At 63.6% G+C, this 17,401-nt stretch carries 10 protein-coding genes; 2 read left to right on the top strand and 8 right to left on the bottom strand.

Going from position 1 to position 17,401, the window contains the following annotated elements; translation table 11 throughout:
- Positions 1 to 7 precede the first annotated feature (7 nt).
- From WM2015_RS05850 to WM2015_RS05835, 4 genes are all read right to left on the bottom strand, one after another.
- Positions 8 to 631 (bottom strand): hypothetical protein, encoded by a 624-nt coding sequence (locus WM2015_RS05850; RefSeq protein ID WP_156200926.1) that lies wholly within the window; start codon positions 629 to 631, stop codon positions 8 to 10.
- 29 nt (positions 632 to 660) lie between these two features.
- Positions 661 to 4,443 carry a beta strand repeat-containing protein gene (locus tag WM2015_RS05845; protein ID WP_049725174.1) on the bottom strand — a complete coding sequence of 1,261 codons (3,783 nt, stop codon included), beginning with the start codon at positions 4,441 to 4,443 and terminating at the stop codon, positions 661 to 663.
- Between the two features lie 467 nt (positions 4,444 to 4,910).
- Positions 4,911 to 6,179: a D-amino acid dehydrogenase gene (locus tag WM2015_RS05840; RefSeq protein ID WP_049725173.1), complete on the bottom strand. Its 1,269-nt coding sequence runs from the start codon at positions 6,177 to 6,179 to the stop codon at positions 4,911 to 4,913.
- 117 nt (positions 6,180 to 6,296) lie between these two features.
- Positions 6,297 to 6,758: a nuclear transport factor 2 family protein gene (locus WM2015_RS05835; RefSeq protein WP_082169496.1), complete on the bottom strand. Its 462-nt coding sequence runs from the start codon at positions 6,756 to 6,758 to the stop codon at positions 6,297 to 6,299.
- A 201-nt stretch (positions 6,759 to 6,959) separates the two neighbouring features.
- On the opposite strand from WM2015_RS05835, the gene WM2015_RS16030 reads away from it, so the two are divergent.
- Complete coding sequence (locus WM2015_RS16030; RefSeq protein WP_169751110.1) at positions 6,960 to 8,348, top strand: hypothetical protein; 1,389 nt, start codon at positions 6,960 to 6,962, stop codon at positions 8,346 to 8,348.
- A 149-nt stretch (positions 8,349 to 8,497) separates the two neighbouring features.
- Here the strand turns inward: WM2015_RS16030 and WM2015_RS05825 are convergent, their stop codons facing one another.
- The 4 genes from WM2015_RS05825 to WM2015_RS05810 all read right to left on the bottom strand — a co-directional run bounded on the left by WM2015_RS05825 (position 8,498) and on the right by WM2015_RS05810 (position 15,944).
- On the bottom strand, positions 8,498 to 9,559 hold the full coding sequence (locus tag WM2015_RS05825) for a sulfotransferase (protein ID WP_049725171.1): 1,062 nt from the start codon (positions 9,557 to 9,559) through the stop codon (positions 8,498 to 8,500).
- 113 nt (positions 9,560 to 9,672) lie between these two features.
- Entirely contained in the window at positions 9,673 to 11,538 is a 1,866-nt protein-coding gene (locus tag WM2015_RS05820) for a CRTAC1 family protein (RefSeq protein ID WP_169751109.1), read from the bottom strand.
- 102 nt (positions 11,539 to 11,640) lie between these two features.
- Entirely contained in the window at positions 11,641 to 13,329 is a 1,689-nt protein-coding gene (locus WM2015_RS05815; protein ID WP_169751108.1) for a tetratricopeptide repeat protein, read from the bottom strand.
- A 212-nt stretch (positions 13,330 to 13,541) separates the two neighbouring features.
- Positions 13,542 to 15,944 (bottom strand): DUF7507 domain-containing protein, encoded by a 2,403-nt coding sequence (locus WM2015_RS05810; RefSeq protein ID WP_049725168.1) that lies wholly within the window; start codon positions 15,942 to 15,944, stop codon positions 13,542 to 13,544.
- Between the two features lie 359 nt (positions 15,945 to 16,303).
- On the opposite strand from WM2015_RS05810, the gene WM2015_RS05805 reads away from it, so the two are divergent.
- A complete protein-coding gene (locus tag WM2015_RS05805; protein WP_049725167.1) occupies positions 16,304 to 17,125 on the top strand; it encodes a hypothetical protein in 822 nt (273 codons plus the stop codon).
- The last annotated feature ends 276 nt before the right edge of the window (positions 17,126 to 17,401 follow it).

The following is a 17,401-nucleotide window of genomic DNA, read 5'->3' as shown; positions in this document are numbered from 1 at the left end:
GCCGCGGCTAGGAGCGGTCTTCGTCCTGACCGCTCGACTTGCCAAGTCGAGGGTGCAGTGACATCAGCTGGTGGACGTCGGGCACCGAGGTGTCGATGCGGAACGGCTGATGGTCCTCGCAATCGATCAACGGTGCGATTTCATCGGCCATCCGACGAGCCTGTACATTCGCATCAGCGACTTCCGATGCCAGGATGTATCCGATGTGACAGGACTCGCGTTCGCCGCCGGGTCGAAGCCCGGTGACGATCAGGACCGAGGTCGGTGCCATGTCGCCGTTCTCCACCACGACCGCGCTGTGGTACCGGTGGATCGTGGCGAAGGGAACGCCATCCGAGTCGAGCCGCCATTCCACGACGTCGTGGTAGTTGCCGAAGTTGCCGACATAACCACCGTACTCGAAATCCTTCGGTATCGCGCTTCCCTGGCTGTAGGCCGATGACTCACCGTGTTCGCCCGAGCGAAGAAAGAGGGACCAGCCGCCATGACCGGTGCATCGGGATTCGGTATAGGCGCCGGGCGCTTCCGTTTCCTCCAGAAGGATCTGACAGCGCTCCTTGTCGAGCGGGGTGTAGACACTGTCCTGCGCCTGCACTGCCGCGGTCGCGGATGCCAGAACAACTGCGGCCATGATCACGTGTTTCATCCTGTCCCCTTCACTCATTCTTTCATTGACGCCACTGCGTTCGACTCGAAACGATCCTCGAAGAGTCCGTCAACGAGCTCGACGGCCAGCACCGCCGAGAACTCGCTCGTGCCTCCGAAGCCACTCGCCTCGACTGCATCCAGGCGCGTGGCCGTGGCGGTGATCAAGGCGCCGTCCGGCACCGCCAGCGGGACTTCGACCTGGAAAGCCTCGTCGCAGCTCGCGGACACGGTGACCTGCTCGGCCCCCAGGAAGCTGCGTCCCTCTCCATGACCGGAGGGATCGCCAGCGAGTACCGAGAAGAACTCGACACGGTAGTCTCCAGCGCTCGTGTCGAGGTCGAAGTCAATGCTCGTGACGCTGCCACCCGCTCGCGCCGAAAGGAGGGTCGGAAAGTTCTGGACGCCGTTGGGCCCCGCATCCGAATCGCCGCAGCCATCGTTGGCCGTCACACCGTCACCGACGTCGATCACGCCGGACAGATCGATCCCCAGCGCGTCGTTGTCGAAGATCGCATTGCCAAGGATGGCATTGCTCTGGGTGGTCGAGTCGGACACGAGCACACCCACGCCGGTATGGAAGCGGATCGTATTGCTCGTGCCGGCCTCCACCCCGCCAAGGGTATTGCCCGAAGCGCCAGCCGTCGCCAGGACGCCATGGCGGGTGTTACCGAGATTCTGGCCCGCGGCATCGGTCCCGATGAAATTGCCCTCGAGCACATTGCCCGTCGTGCCCGGAAGCTGGAAGAGCACGCCGTCGACGCCGCTGAAGCCAATGGTATTGCCAGCCCCCGGCGCACCGATGGCGTTGTCGGCAGCACCGGTCGTGACCACGACACCGAAGCGCCCGTTGCCCAGATTCTGGCCCTGGGTGCCAGTGCCGATGAAGTTTCCTAGCAGCGCGTTGCCCGTCGTCCCCTTACCCTGAATGAACACGCCATCAGCGGTACTGAAAGCGATGGTGTTGCCCGCCCCTGCTGCGCCGATGACGTTGTCTGAAGCGCCGCCGCGAACAAGAATCCCGTGGAAGCCATTGCCCAGGTTCTGATCATTGGCGGCGTTGGTGCCGATGAAGTTACCCAGGAGTATGTTGCCCGTGGTTCCTGCATCCTCGAGGGTGACGCCGAATACATTGAAGCCGATCGTGTTGCCTTCACCCGCTGCGGCCCCGCCCACGATGTTGCCCGAGGAACCGCCACGGAGGCGAATGCCATCACCTGCGTTGCCCAGATCGTCGCCAGTGGCGTTGGTTCCGATGAAATTTCCGATCAGGGCATTGCCCGTGGTACCGGCAGTCTCGGCCAAAACACCGTTGCCGCCACTGAAGGCAATCGTATTGCCTGCGCCGGGTGCGGTCCCGCCGACAAGGTTGTCGGTGGCGTCCTGAAGGTAGATGCCATCGTTCATATGGCCCAGGTTCGCCCCGCTCGAATTCGTTCCCACGAAGTTGCCTGCAATCGCGTTGCCCGTCGCCGGCGGACCGAATGAGACCACCACGATACCGTAAGCACTGAAGCCCAGGATATTGCCCGCGCCGGGCGCTGCCCCACCGACAAAGTTGTCCGACGCATCCTGAACGAGAATGCCGTAGCTGGCATTACCAAGCTCGGCCCCCGCTGAGTTGGTGCCGATGTAATTACCCTGAACCGTGTTGTTCGTCGTCGACGAAGCCGTTCGGGCGATGGCGACGCCGATGGAACCGAAGCCCACGACGTTGCCTGCGCCGGGCGCGGTGCCACCGACCGTATTGGTCGAGGCATTCACGATGACAATGCCGCTGGCCGCATTTCCGAGATTGCCGCCGGTTGCATTGGTCCCGACGAAGTTGCCCTGGGCGGTATTCCCGGTGGCCGTCTGGCCGATGAAGGCGATTCCATCCTGATTGAAGCCGACCACGTTGCCTGCGCTGGCCACGGTCCCGCCAATCAAACTGCTCGAGGCGTTCTCGATGGAAATGCCCGAGCCGTCGTTGCCAAGATCGGCTCCCGCCGCATCGGTCCCGACGAAGTTGCCCTGCACCGTGATCCCAGTGGCAGCCAGACCGCTGACGACGATTCCCGAGCTGTTGAAGCCGACCACATTGCCTGCGCCCGGCATGGTCCCACCGATCAGGTTATCCGATGCGTCCCGGTTGAGAATACCGATGGCGCCGTTGCCAAGATCGGCGCCAGTTTCATTCGTCCCGACGAAGTTTCCCTGAACCAGATTGCCCGCCGTCGCTTGGCCGTCCTGGGACGCGATCCAGATGCCGTGGCTTGCGTTGAAGCCGATCGTGTTCCCCTCACCAGGCGCGGTGCCGCCCACGGTGTTCCCTGAGGCATTCTGGATGAACACGCCAGCGGCCAAGTTGCCGAGATTGGCAGCGCCTTCGCTGGTTCCCACAAGATTGCCCTGGACGAGATTGCCCGACGCTGTCTGACCATCGAAGGCCCCGATCCGGATCCCATGGCTCGCGTTGAACCCAATCGTGTTTCCTGCCTCGGATCCGCTCCCGCCGACGATCGTGTCCGAGGCGTTCTGGATGAAGATTCCGTCGCTGCCATTGCCCAGGGCCGCGCCGGCCGCGTTCGTACCGATGTAGTTCCCCGAGATCACGTTGCCCGTGGTGACCTGGCTGAAGCCCCCGATGAACACCCCGCTGCCGGCATTGGCTCCGATGACATTGCCCGCGCCGGGGAGGCTCCCACCGATCGTATTGCCCGAGGCGTCCTGGATGACGACGCCACTCGCGCCATTGCCCAGGTTCGTCCCCGTGGCATCGGTCCCCACGAAATTGCCCTGCACGAGGTTGCCCGTCGCCGCGGCGCCGAATTGCGCAATGATGATCCCATCACCGAAGCTGAATCCAACGGTATTGCCCTCGCCCGGCGCCGTGCCACCGACCGTATTGTTCGACGCATCGACGAGCGCAATGCCATTGGTCCCATTGCCGAGGTTGGCCCCCGATGCATTCGTGCCAACGAAGTTGCCGACCACGACGTTCCCCGTGGCACTCGGCCCCGAAAATGCGATGCCTGAACTTCCGTTGAAGCCGATGACATTGGCCGCGCCAGGCGCAGACCCGCCCACGATGGCAGTCGAGCCCGTCATAAAAAGACCGGAAAGCGTGTTACCAAGATCGGCCCCTGCCGCATTGGTCCCGATGAAGTTGCCGACGATCAGCGTGTCCGAAGTGTCCGCCGTATTGGTGATCCCACTGCGGCCAAAGCCGATGACGTTGGCCTCGTTCGCGGACATACTCCCGATCACGGTGCCGCTGGCGCCCTCGATCCGCACGCCCGCGCTGCCCAAGGTCGTCGTGTCGTTGCCGAGGTCGTCCCCGGCCGCATTCGTCCCGATGAAGTTGCCCAGGACGGAGACATTCGCGGCTGGCGAAGCGATCAGAATCCCCGACCTCGCCGACTGCCCGATCGTCAGCCCTTCGATGACCGAGCCGACCCCGCCGGAGACGGTCACGACGTTCTGGACCAGGTCCTGCCCATCGAGAAAGACCGATCCAGCGCCACCGGGCGCGGTCGTACCGTCGAGATGGACCGTTTCCAGCAGCACGAGCGCGGCGCTGAGCGGGATCGTTCCCGAGACGCTGAAGGCGATCACGTCGGCACCTGCACCGCTGTTGGCGAGGGTCACGGCCTCCAGCACCGAGCAGTCCTGAACCGGGTCGACCGGGTTGGTCCCGCAGACCCCGTCGTCATCACCAGCGAGCGTGTTGACCGTGATCGTTGCCGCACCGCCGGCAGCAGCGTACCAGGCCGGCATCGTCGAAGCGGCCGCGGCGCGGCGAGCCGTGGCGTTCATACGCTCGATTGCCGATCGATTCGCCGACGAGGCCTCGTCGATGATCTGCGCAGCGCCTGACGCCGCTTTCGACTGCGATTCGCCCGTCCGAAGCGCATCGTGGGCTGGGATGTCCTGAATCGAGGGGAGAGGCGCAGGATCCAAACGGGCCCAGACCTGCGCAGGCGCTGTGACACAGACACACAGGAGCGCGAAGCCAGGAATGAAAACCCTGCGCCCGTGGGAAGGGGACCACCCATTCAAGCGCCCGTGGAGGCCGCGTCCAACGCGGGCGAACATTGCCTTCAGCATGCGAAGTGGGTCTCCCCTTTGTCAACGCCACACTCTAGCGCCAAAGGAAGACCCGGGCAAACATCGAATTGGCTCGCTCGAGCGCTCGAGCGGTGCCCGGTGGCGAAGACTGAAAGGCAGGGCGCACCCGCCATTTCGGGCCCAGTTCCCTTACTGATCGTCTGAACCCGCCCCGATCACCGAAAGGCACGTCGAGCATCGAGCCCGTCCGGTTCGATGGCCGGGGTCTGACCGGTGAGTAGGTCGGCCAGCAGTGCCGCCGAGCCGGCCGCCTGGGTCCAGCCCATCGCCCCATGCCCGGTGTTCAGCCAGAGCCCATCGATGGGCGTCGGGCCGATCAGGGGCGGGCCATCGGGGGTCATCGGTCGGAGGCCGCACCAGGGCTCGACGGCCTCGCACCGGAGGTCTTTCGCCAGGCCGGGGAGCAGCGCTTCCGCCGAATCCCGCAGCAGGTTCAGCCTGGCCTTGGGGAGACCGCGCCGCGGGCCGCAGAAATCAGCAAAGCCGGCGATACGCAGGCGCTCCGGCCCGAGCCGTGCAACGACGAAGCGGCGTTCGGCGTCCAGCAGCGGAACCTGTGGCGCGCTCGCCTTCGGCGGGAGCGGCACGGTGAGTGAGTAGCCACGGATCGGATAGATCGGCACCTTCAGGCCAAGGGGCTCCAGCAGTCGATTCGTGGCGGTACCGGTGCAGAGGACGATGCGATCGACCTGCAGTCGGTCCGTCCCGATGCGCAGGGTCGGGATGGAGCCCGCGCTCAGCTCGATGGCGTCGACGGGTGTTCCGAAGCGCACATCGGCACCGAGGCCCTGTACCACGCGAGCCGCTTCGGCACTGAAGCGGCGCGCGTCGCCCGATTCGTGCGCCTGCATCCAGAGCCCGCCATGGAAATCTACGGCTACGGGTTCGAGCGTCGGTTCTCGGGCGACGATCTCATCTCGATCCAGTGTTTGAAACTCGATGCCCGGCAGATCGAGCTGGCGACGGAACTCGATGATCCCGTCCAGCGCGTCGCGGCTGCGATACAGCTCCATGGAGCCGTCTGCCCATTGGTCATAGCTGAAGTCATAACGCTTGCGCAGCTCGACCAGACAGCGCTTGGCGTAGAGCGCCAGGCGGATGCTATGGCGGGCATTGGCCTGATAGCGCGCGGAGTCGGATTCGCGAATGAAGCGGCGCCCCCAATGGAACAAGCCGGGCAGCGCCCGCAGCGAGATCCGGACCGGCGAGCGGGGATTGAACAGCGCGCCCGGAAGCTTCCGGATCGTGCCGGGTGGGTTCCAGGGTTCGGCGTGGATCGGCGTGATGCTGCTGCCGTTGGCGTAGCTGGTCCCGAGCCCCGCCTCGGCCTCGGCATCGATGAGCGTGACCTCGAGGCCGCGCTCGGCGAGCACGAGAGCGGTAGTCGCGCCAACGATGCCCGCGCCGACGATGGCGACTTTCATTCAGACATTCCACGAGGCTTCAGGCATGCTCGAAGCATAGCGCTGAAATCGGCCAGGGTCGACGCTCGCCTTGCGGCACTCGTCTCGCGTCAGTCCCGAGCCGGATTCAGTGAACCATCATGGCTCGAGCGCTCGCTGCCAAGGCGGTCCATCGGTGAACTGACGGAAGGTGATGACCTTGCCATCGCGCAGTTGCCATACGTGGGCAAACGGCGCTTCGACGGTCTTCCCCGTGGCCTTGTAGGTGCCGCTGTAGACCCCGATGGCAACGACACGATCGCCGTCCGCAACCAGGACGTCCGAACGCACCACGTAATCGTCCCATTCCGAACCGATGCGCGCAATCAGACCCTCCAGCAACGCGTCGGGCCCGACGTAGGTACCAGCATAGGGATAACCTTCGGCGTCGGTCCATGAAACTTCAGGATCGAGAATTGACAGGAAGGATTCGACGTCGCCGTTGGCGAAGTCCTTGTAGGCCTGATCGACCAGCGCGCGATTCGACTCGGCGAGAGGGAGCTGAGACGAGCAAGCAGGAAGGAGAAGGATCAGAATCAGGAGAGCGCAGCTGCGGATCATGGTCAAGGCGGCCGAAGGGAATGGAAATGGCAGTATAGCCCCCAAAGCTCGGCCGCCAATGTGGCTGCCCTCGTCTCGGCCTGACCCTCGTTTCGGTGCCTCATTACGCGTGATCTTTTTTATCCGCGAGGCACAGGCGGTGGACGCTCGAGTTCGATGCCAGTACATTAGCGGCGCGGCTTGTCAGTGGGTCTTCAGGAAATGAACTTCAGAATCTGCACTCTTTTGCTGGCGATGGGCGCCGGCGCATCGGTCTCGGCGGAGGTCCTGACGGTGGGTCCGAACGGCACGTATCCGAGCCTTCAGGCAGCGCTGAATGTGGCGCAGAACAACGGCGAGGATGATGAAATCCGGATTCAGGCCGGACTACTCCAGACCTCTGCGACGGCCACCCTGAACGAGAACTTCTTTCTGGAGATCATCGGAGGCTGGAATTCCAGCTTCAGTAGCGGCGTCGATGACCCCAGCGCGACCGAGCTGACGGGGTCTCAGAGCCAGCGGGTCCTTTCCCTGACCATCAACGCCGGCCAGGTGCTGGTACGCAACCTGACCCTTGCCGACGGTTCTGCCAATGTCGGCGGTGCCGGCGCCGACATCGTCGTCGATGGCAATGCCAGCTTCGAGCTGGCTCAATGTCGCGTGCTCCGCAACGCGGCCAACGCGTCAACGGGCACCGGTGGAGGCGGTGGTGTGAGAATCCAGCAGCTGGGCAATTCGACCGCTGAAGTGGGTCAATGCCTGTTCGCCCAGAACCTGGTGTCCGGGGGGACCGTATCCGGCGGCGGTCTGCTGGTGACGGCCGACGACGGAAGCTTTACTGGTAACGGCCTGACCTTCATCAACAATTCCGCTTTCGGTTCCGTCGTCGCAAGAGGAGGCGGTCTCGCCGTGGACGTGGGCGGCGGCGGTGATCCATCGGCGACGTTGACGCGCTTGTCGGTACGAAACAATCAGGTCGTGTCAGACGCTGTCAGCGAAGGCGCCGGGATGCGCGTGATCAACAACCCCAGCGCGTCCGGTCCCTTCGTGACCATCGAGGGTGCGGAGTTCCGCGGCAATCGCCGCGATGGCAGCGCGACGGGCGCGTCACAGCTCGAGGTCGACGCAGCGGATGGCAACGTCACGCTTCGCAGCATCGCCGTGGTGGATGGAAACAATGTGTCGGGGCTCGGTATCGACGCCGTATCAACGGCTCAGGTATATGCGATCAATACCACGGCGGTCAACAACGACGTCGACGGCATCCGCCACGAAGACGGCAGCAACAACACCCAAACTCAATACAACGCGGTGGCTTTCGGCAACGGTGTAGCGCAATTCGTGTTCGGTGACGACGGCAACGGCAACAACCTGAGCGCCGGCAATATCGTCGCCATCGATCCCGGAGTGATCGATTTCGCCAACGGCAATTACCGGCTTTCCACGGGCTCCTCGGCAATCGACAGCTGCATCAATGCACCCGTCGGCGGCATCGGGCTGATCGATGCCGACTTCGAAGCACGGGTCGTCGGCACGACCGTCGATTGCGGCGCCTACGAGTGGAGCGCCGACCAGGACCAGCTGTTCAGTGACCGTTTTCAGTCCGACTGATCCAGCACCGCCTTCGATGCCCTGACCCTGGACGTCAGCGATCTGCGACACCTGCTGAAGCGAGCAGAGCCAAAGCACTCGGCTTCGATTGGCCCGCGCCTGAAGGCCGCTACTGCAATCGCTCCCCGGCGAGTCGAAAGCCCTTCCGCCTAGGGCGTCGAGGAGCAAGCGAAGTGGTCGGCAATCCCGGCGCAGTGAGCGGTAATAATGTCGCGCTCCGCCGATGAGAGCGGTGGACCTTCGGACGGCGAGCGCAGGCGGGCCGGCCAGGTTTCCAGCAGCTGCTGGTGCTGTCGATGATCGAGGCGGCAGTGTGCCGACAAGCGGTTCAGCGTTGTCTCGGGCTCTGAACAGAGCTGCTCGTGATGCACCAGCAAGACCGCCTCAGCCAGGTCGTCGTGGCGAGACAGGCAATCGGCCAACGCGCCATAGCTCGAAGCCCACTGGCGGGCATAGGCCGCCAGATCATCACCGGCGGAAAACTCGGCTTCAATCCGCTGAGCCTCGGCCAGGTCGCCGGCACATTCTGCGCGCCGCTGCGGCCCGAACTCGAAATGGCCGCTACGAGCGAGTTGCCTGGCCACGCTGGGCCAGTGCTGGCTCAGCATGCTGAAGCGCCGATGTTGCCGGAGCAAGGACGGCACCTGCGTGTAGGGAGAACGGATGGGGACGACCAGACGCGCGTCCGGAAACATGCGCAACAAGAGTGGCAGGCGGAGCAGGTTGTAGTTGCCTTTGCACAGGTAGCGCTCGGCTCCGCGTGTGTGCAGGAGCTTGCTGATATGGGCCCGGTAGAAGGCGGTGAAATCGGCCCGTTCCTGGCCCGGCCCGAGGCGCTGGTCCAGACCAGGATCATGCCGCCGAGGAAAGAAGTGCATCCAGAAGATCTCGTCCAGCGCCTCCGGGCTGTCCGGCGTCACATCGATGCCATCGGCGTGCGCTCGGGGCTTCGGCCTGGTCGACGGCAAAGGGAGCTGCTGACGTAACCGGTCCCACCAGTAGGGAAGCCAGACCGGCGGGTAGTCGCGGTATCGAGGGCTCGCCAGGCCCGGCAGCGAGGCCAGGGCCTGAAGCAGGATCGTGCTGCCCGAGCGGGCCACACCGGCAATGAAGATTGGCGCGCGGGGCGGGTTCGCAGCGATTTCCTCGGTCAGCTGTCGCGTTTCAAGCCCCGCCAGCCACGCCAGGCCGGGGCGCCCGGCCTGTAACATCCAGCTGCCCAGCCTCGCTGACCAACTCGGCGGTTGAAAATCGGGCGGTTGAGGCGACCTCGTATCCATCTGACAACCGACGAGTCAGAACAGGCCGATCCGAAAGGAAAGCGTCATCGTGGCTGCGAGCCGAGCGCTGGCGAAGGCGGCTGCGTCATCTCGAGATACAGGGTGTGGTATCGATCCGGCGTCAGGTCGGTCCAGTTTCGAATGCTGCCATCGAGAAGGATCGCCTGCACCTCCACGGGACCGTCGGACTCGCCCAGACCGAACAGCAACCTCGGGTCATTGGCAGCGAGATAGCTGCCATCGGTAGCAACCCGGCGCCAGGCCCATTGCCCATCCGCGCGACGAACACCCACACGCAGACCGAGCGCGTCGCGCCCTTGGGCATTGATGAAACGCAAACCGATCCAATGATGCTGACTGTCACTGCGATTGAGCAGCAGGCGGGCCGGGCCACTGTTGTTGGTCAGCAGCAGATCGCTGCGTCCGTCGTTGTCGATATCTCCGATGGCCAGGGCGCGACTGACTTCCAGGCGGGAAAACTCGATTCCAGCCCGCGTACTGACATCCTCGAAACTGCCATGGCCGTCATTCATCAACAGCTGGTTGGTCTGTTTGAGTGGCAGTGGGTCGCCGGCGACGACCTGTGATTCGATGACGCGGACTTCACCGTTCGCGATCGCAACATCCAGAGCACCATCGTTATCGATGTCGATCAGAACGGTGCCGAACCCCGTATGTGGAAGGCTGGGAACTGCCATTCCCGTGTTCATCGAGGCATCGATGAAATGGCCGCTTCCATCGTTGAGATAGAGCGTGTTGTAGTCGCTGCTCAGGTGAGTCATGAACAGATCATCGTCGGCGTCACCGTCCACATCGCCAGCCACGATACCCATTGACGCCTGAGCCCTGCCCTCCATGGACACGGCGGTTCCACTCAGCAATGCGATTTCCTCGAAACGCAGGCGTCCATCGATGACCCCCAGGTTGCGCCACAGGAAATTGCGCTTCAGATCATTGGCCACGTAGATGTCGATGAGGCCATCGCGATCGAGATCGGCGGTCACGACACCCAGACCGCTTGATGGCGCATCGGCAATTCCCGTCTCGGCGCTGATGTCTTCGAAACGACCGTTGCCAAGATTTCGAAAAAGACTGTCAGCCACACCGTCATAGGAGTTCGGACCACAGTAGTCCTCCCGGCCCGAACCCGAACGGCACTCACGATGCAGCGCCAGGCTGAATTCCACGTAGTTGGCGACGTAGAGATCCAGCCAACCGTCACCATCCAGGTCAACGAAGCTCGCACTGGTGGACCAACGCGCATCATCGACACCGGCGCTCGCGGTCACATCCTCGAAGGCGATGACACCGTCGCGCGATACGTTTCGCCAAAGCTCGTTATGGCCGAAGTTCGTCAGGTACAGATCGATGCGGCCATCGTTGTCGTAATCACCGCTGGCCACGCCCATGCCGTAGCCAAGCGAGCGCAAGCCGCTGGATTCGGTGACATCGACGAAGTTCGGCTCGAGCCTGCCATCGGCAGCAGCCGTAAGATCATTTCTGAAGACGCGGAATCCCGGCCTTTCCGGCGGTGGAAAGACGGTTGGATCACTGCTCTCCGGGCTTTGCAGCGGACCGCCTTGAACCAGAATCACGTCGAGGTCGCCGTCGCCATCGAAGTCGACCAGACCGCCTCCGGCACCAACGGGTTCCGGAAAGTACAGCTCGCCGGACATGCCGTTCCAGTGAACGAAGTCAAGGCCGCTTTCCTGAGCGATATCCTCGAAGCGCCAGCGGGGCTCATCCGAGCCCTGCGCGGCGGCGTCTACGGGGCTCGTATCGACGGTCGGTTCGGGCGGCGGCGAGCACGCAGCAAGGAGCAAGGAAAGAACCAGCAACAGCCCGCCCCCTGATACAGCCACGCCATGGGCGCGGCAAGACACGCTCATGGACCGGACCGGCTGGCGCAAGGTGCTTTGTTCGGCATCTCCAGCGCGGCTTCGAAATACCGGGCCTTTTCGTGCGCCAGTGCGAAAGATGCAGCCTGGTGGTCTATTCATGATTGGAAAAGCTCAGTGAAGGGAGGGTAGCTCGGCCGGGGAGTTCTGCAAAGGCACGGCGATCAGGCGTTCGTTCGCCTCCCATGCCCTGCTGGGACGCTTGCCTTCCCGGTAAAGTGTCAGCCGACGCCGCGCAATCTGCAGGGAAGCAGCTTCGGACTCGGCGGACAGTGCGTCCGTAACGGCCTCCTGCCAGGCGATGGCAGCCTCGTACTCATCGAGTGCCGCGTACAGCATGGCCTGAGTCTCAGCTTCGAGCAGCCCCGGCGGATCGCCCATGGCCTGCACCGCCTGCCTCAGCACCGATTGAAGCAAATCCTGATCGGTCGACACTTCGGTCGCCATCAGACGCCACTGCAACAGGCGAAGCTGCCTCGCCTCGGGATAGTTGCTCAGGTCCTCGATCAATTGCTCGGCCGCCCGGTCGCGCCGATCAAGCGCCAGATGGGCAGCGACCTGCCAGAAGGCCAAATCTGCGCTGAAGTCGCCGAGCTCGCGCAGCGTCTCGTACTGCCGCAGCGCGCCCTGAAGATCGCCGAAACTGTGCAGCAGACTTGCCAGTTGCACCCGTGCGCGGGTCTGCTCCGGACGCTCGCCGAGCAGGTTTTCGAGTATCGCCAGTGCCTGTCGGGGTCGCCCGGCCTGGGTCTGCAGACGAGCGGCCTCGGTTCGAACCCGAGCGTGCAGATCGGATCCGGGCTCCGCGCGTGCAACGGCTTCCTGAATCTGCTCCAATGCCTGCTGGTGGTGGCCCAGGCGGGACAGCGCCAGCGCCCAGTTCAGGCGTTCCTCTGCGCCTTCGGGATCGCGCTGAACCGCGATACCGAACAAGACGGCGGCTCGCTGATGCTCCCCGCGCCGAACGGCCTGCACGGCGCGACGCGACACCTCTCTCGATCCCTGCTCGATGCGCAGCAGTTCAGTCCACCAGGGGTCGTCCTGACGCAGACCGATCTGATGCAGGTTCTCGTCCGGCACACGCTCAAGCAGGTCCTGTGCACCCGCCAGATCACCGCTCAAACGCAAGGCCGTGGCCATCGCATAATTCAGTACCGCAGCGTCTGGCTGTTCCCGGCTGAGAGGCTCCAGCCAATGCAGAGCCATCTCCGCATCGCCCCGCAGCAGTGCCAGCTGCCCCAGGCCAAATCGAGCGCCAGCGTCCGTTGAACTCAGGGAGAGCGCCTGTCGATAGTAAGCCTCGGCAGCGTCCAGATCGCCCCCCTGTCGGGCAAGGTCGCCGAGGCGCACGTGGATCGACTGCACCCTAGGAGCAAGCTCCAGCGCGGCTTGAAACAGTTCCCGGGCCCGAGCCGATTCGCCCTGCTCGGCCAACAGCACTGCCAGCAGATAGGGCCAACGAGGCTCGGCCGGCTCGACCAGTATGGCATTGGCGTAGCTACGCGCTGCACTGTCGGGATAGCGGTAGGCATGAAACCACTGGGCCAAAGCACCCCAGTTGCCACGCAAGGCCGGGGATGGCGACGACTGTCCCCCATCGAGCCACAGCTGCTCGAACTGCGAGCGAACTGACCGGTCCATTTCGCCCAGATCCTGCGGCGCTTCGACGACCTCCAACGGGAGTGGATCAGAGGAGCAGGCGCTGAGGAGCAGCACCAGCCAGCACAGTAAGAACAGAACGCTGGTCCGCAGGCTCACCCGTTGGAAATCGGAAGCGGCCTTCAAACCATCGCTAGCCCGCATTTCTCGCACCGTCTGCTGGGAAGGAAAAACCGCCATTCTGGTGGATGGCTCTGCTTGGGGACATCATCCTGCGAAGGTTCAGACTCAGGGTCCAGTGGCAGAAACCGATTCAAGCCTCAATCAGACCTTACCGGGGGGGCAGAAGCCCGTCCAAACGAAAAAGGCGTGCGCGGAACCGCATGGCCCCGCGCACGCCCCGTAGCGACAATCCGTCAGGCGTGACGTCGGACGAACAAGGTGCCGAGAGCCGCCATCAGCATCATCAGCAGCGCCAGAGCCTGCCAACCGAGCGTCGGCACCGGGAGCATCGGCCCCAGCGCCACACCAGCCAGCTGGCTGGAACCGGTGTCGTTGGCTCCGTTCGGGTCGGACGACGAGGAGCTGACCGTCGCCGTGTTCACGATCGGACCGGCGTCTGCGACCACAAAGTCGACCAGACAGCTGGCGCTGTTACCAGATGCCAGACTACCGACATTCCAGACCAGATCCGTACCGACCACGCTGGCACCGCAATTGTCGCTGGCGTAGGTCAAGTTAGCCGGGATCGCGTCAGTCACAACGACATCCGTGGCCGTCGACGGTCCGGCATTGCTGACGATGAGCTCGTACTGAATCGTCGAACCGACCTGAAGGGGATCCGGCACGCTAACCGCTTGCTTGCTCATCGAGAGGTCAGCGGAAGCGCCCAGCGTATCGCTGTCGGTGGCGGAGTTGTTGACGGCAACAGGATCCGTTGCACCCATGGGAGCCGAAACCGTCGCCGTGTTGTCGAGCGTGCCCACAGCCGCCGCGTCAATGCTACAGGTCGCGGTGTAGGTGGCCGAGCTACCGACCGGCAGGTCGATCACGTCAGCGATATTTCCTACGCCCGGTCCGGCCGTGCATGTCGCACCGCCAGCGGCCACACAGCTCCAGCTGACGCTGGTGCAGGCCGCCGGGAAGTTGTCAGTAACCGTAGCCCCAACGATATCGGACGGGCCGGCCGAGTTGCTGGCCACGATCGTATAGACCGTGTCGCTACCGGGCACCGAGGCTGCCGTCCCGTTGGTCTTGCTGATGGCCAGGTCTGCGTCGACACTGATGGAATTCGTGTCAGTGGCGGAGTCGTTGAGCGGGTCGATGTCAACTACATCTCCCGGCGCCGTAATGCTGGCCGTGTTCACGAGCGAGCCGCTTGCGGCCGCGCTGACCGCGCAGGTCGCCGTGTAGGTGGCGCTGCCGCCGGCCGGAAGATTGATCACATCATTGATATCGCCCGCCACCGGGCCAGCCGTACAGGTCGCACCGCCAGCGGCAACGCAACTCCAGGAAACGCTGTCGCAAGCAACCGGGAAGGTATCCGTCACCGTCGCAGCAATGGCGTCTGAAGGCCCGGCGTTCGCGGCAACAATGGTGTAGATGGTGCTGGTCCCCGCGGTCACGTCGGCGACGCCATCGTCCTTGGTGATCGACAGATCAACCGAATTGCCGCCGCCCTGCAGACGTACCACCATCATGTCATGACCCAGAAAGCCATTGTGGACATGGCCCGCAACCAGAACCCGGTCCAGTGCATCGACGACCAGATCAAACCCTGCATCGAGGGAACCGCTGATCGAGTCCAGATCAACGATACCGCCGGTGCCGAAACCCGCATCCAGCGTGCCATTGTCCAGAAGCTTGGCCACACCGGTGTTGCCGCCGGCAGAGCCGCCGACGAGAATGCTGCCATCGCTGGCCAGGTCTACGCCATAGGCAACATCCGCGCCGCCAGTGATGTCAATCGAAGCGACGCCGGTACCGGCGAAGGAATTGTCCAGCGCGCCCGCGTCGGTCAAGCGTGCGACGAGAAAGTCAGCCGTGCTGCCCTCCCCACCGGAACCCACCACGATGATCCGACCGCTGCCGTCAACGGTCAGATCGAACGCATGCTCCTTGCCGCCCAGATCGATCGTTGCCGTTCCCGCGGCGCCAAAGCCGGCGTCCGGCACACCGGCCGAATCGTAGCGGGACACGAGAATATTCGAATTACCGTCAGCCGAGCTGTTGCTGGCGACGAGGATGCGGCCACTGCCGTCGACCGCGACCGCATTCGCTACCACGCCGGGCACCGTCAGAACGCCATCCGCGTCGAAAGCCGGATCCAATGCGCCCGCATCGGTCAGCCTCACGACCGTTGCCGTGTTTGCACTCGTCCCTGCCAGCACGATGCGATTGGAACCATCGACCGCGACGTCATTCGCCCGGTCATCGGCAGCAAGATCGAGTTCGAGGAGGCCATCGGTGTCGAAGGCAGGGTCCAGGGCCAGGGCGCCGCTGTCATAGCGGGCCACACCCATTTCTGCGTCCCCGGCGCGACCGTTGACCGATCCAACCACCACGAAGCGGCCCGAGTTATCGACAACAACCGCCTGAGCATTGTGCCCGTTGCCTGGATTGGCAACGAAACTCGTGCTGGCCGTATCGCCCAGGACGCCCGTATCGCTGAATCGCGCCACAAAGAAATTGCCGTTGTGGAAGCCTCCGGTGAAGCCGGCTGCCACGACGTCGCCAGCGCCATCAATGGTCAGGGAGGCAAAAGTCCCGTTGCCGGCCCCGACCACTGCAACGCCACCGGTCCCGAAGTCGGGATCCAAGTCCCCGGGAGCCGCCGTGGCTGCCGAAGCGCATGCGAACAAGATAGATACGAAAACGCGTTTAAAGCAGCTCATCGACAGTCTCCACTCCCTGGTTTCGTCGAACGACAAAGGCTGGACCGACGAGCGCCGAATCAGCCGACTTTTCCTGCACAGTGGCGAAGATTACCACGTGAAGCGCCGCACGGACAGATATTCCCGACCTCACGACCGCCCCAAGCCAACATTATGTGCATGAATATGTTGAAAGCACCCGGTGCTGTGCTATCTTTGCCGAGGGAGTCGCCGTTGCTACAGTACTCGTGGTGATGTTGCGTGGGCTGGCTCAAACTCAAAATCGGTTACTTAAGGAATTAGCGATGCGCTGGAAGCTGGGAGTGGTCTGCGGGATGTTGATGTCGGTGGCGTTCGCTCAGAACGACACTGGCGGGGGCACGTCTTTCACTGATGCGGAAGTCGAGCGTCTCGCCGCCCTGGCGCCGGCGGAGCGTCGGGCCGAGTTGCAGGCGATGGATCCTGCCCAACGGCGCGGCCTCTGGTTTGCCGTGATGTCCGAAGTGCGCGCCAACCGGAACGCCCAACAGCTTGTCCCCGGAAGCTATCGGGCAGCAACGCCCGAAGGTGCAGCACCCGCCGAACGCACCGCCGCAGCCGGTCGCGGCGTTGCACAGTCAGGATTGATCCAATACGATTCGGGCCCCACGACCATTACCTTTGGCGGCGGCGCGATCATTGGAAACCGCTTCGACACGGTCGCCGGCCGAGCCATTGACAGCGCGACGTTAACGGCCATCCAGGCGGTTGTGGTCCCCGGCCCGGCCAACACCACCAGTTCAGCAGGTTTCGTCCTGCTGGGACCGCAAACGGGTGGCGGCGGCGCAATGGCGCTGTTCAGCTCCTTCACGCTGGCCAGCGGCGCCACTGACACGCTGGATTTCGTGGGCCTCAACAACCCCACCGGCGGTAGCTTCTACGTACTGTTCGGAGACTTCGCCAGCGTCTACGTGCCAGCATTCGGCCCCGGCACCACGATGGGCCAGGGTCGGCATGGCGTGGTCGGCTACACCGGCGGCATGGGTCCGAACATCACCAGCACCTTCGATTTCGGCGGCCAGTTCAACAGTCTGGTTCGCGCAAGCGGAACCATTCTTCCCGTCGAGCTTCTGCCAAACCCGGAGTAACCGCATCGCCTACGTCTGCGGGAGCCTCTGGTGACCGCAGCGAGCGAAGGAGACAGGAACTCGGCCATCGGTTCCTGATCCCAGTAGAAACACCGAAACAAGTGAAAGCCGGCACAGCCAACCCTGTGCCGGCTTTTTCGTAGCGACCGCAGCTTTGCCGCCGCCTTCCATTTCGACAGAACTTCCGGCACGAGTCGGGCGACCCGGTGGGGGCGATGCGGGCCGATACGCCAGGCTGTCATGCGCTCGCGGCGCTGACTACGACCAGTGGAGGAA

Source organism: Wenzhouxiangella marina, from assembly GCF_001187785.1.
GTDB classification, from domain to species: domain Bacteria; phylum Pseudomonadota; class Gammaproteobacteria; order Xanthomonadales; family Wenzhouxiangellaceae; genus Wenzhouxiangella; species Wenzhouxiangella marina.
The sequence above is the reverse complement of the archived record's forward strand: the minus strand, read 5'-3'. Positions and strand labels throughout refer to the sequence as shown.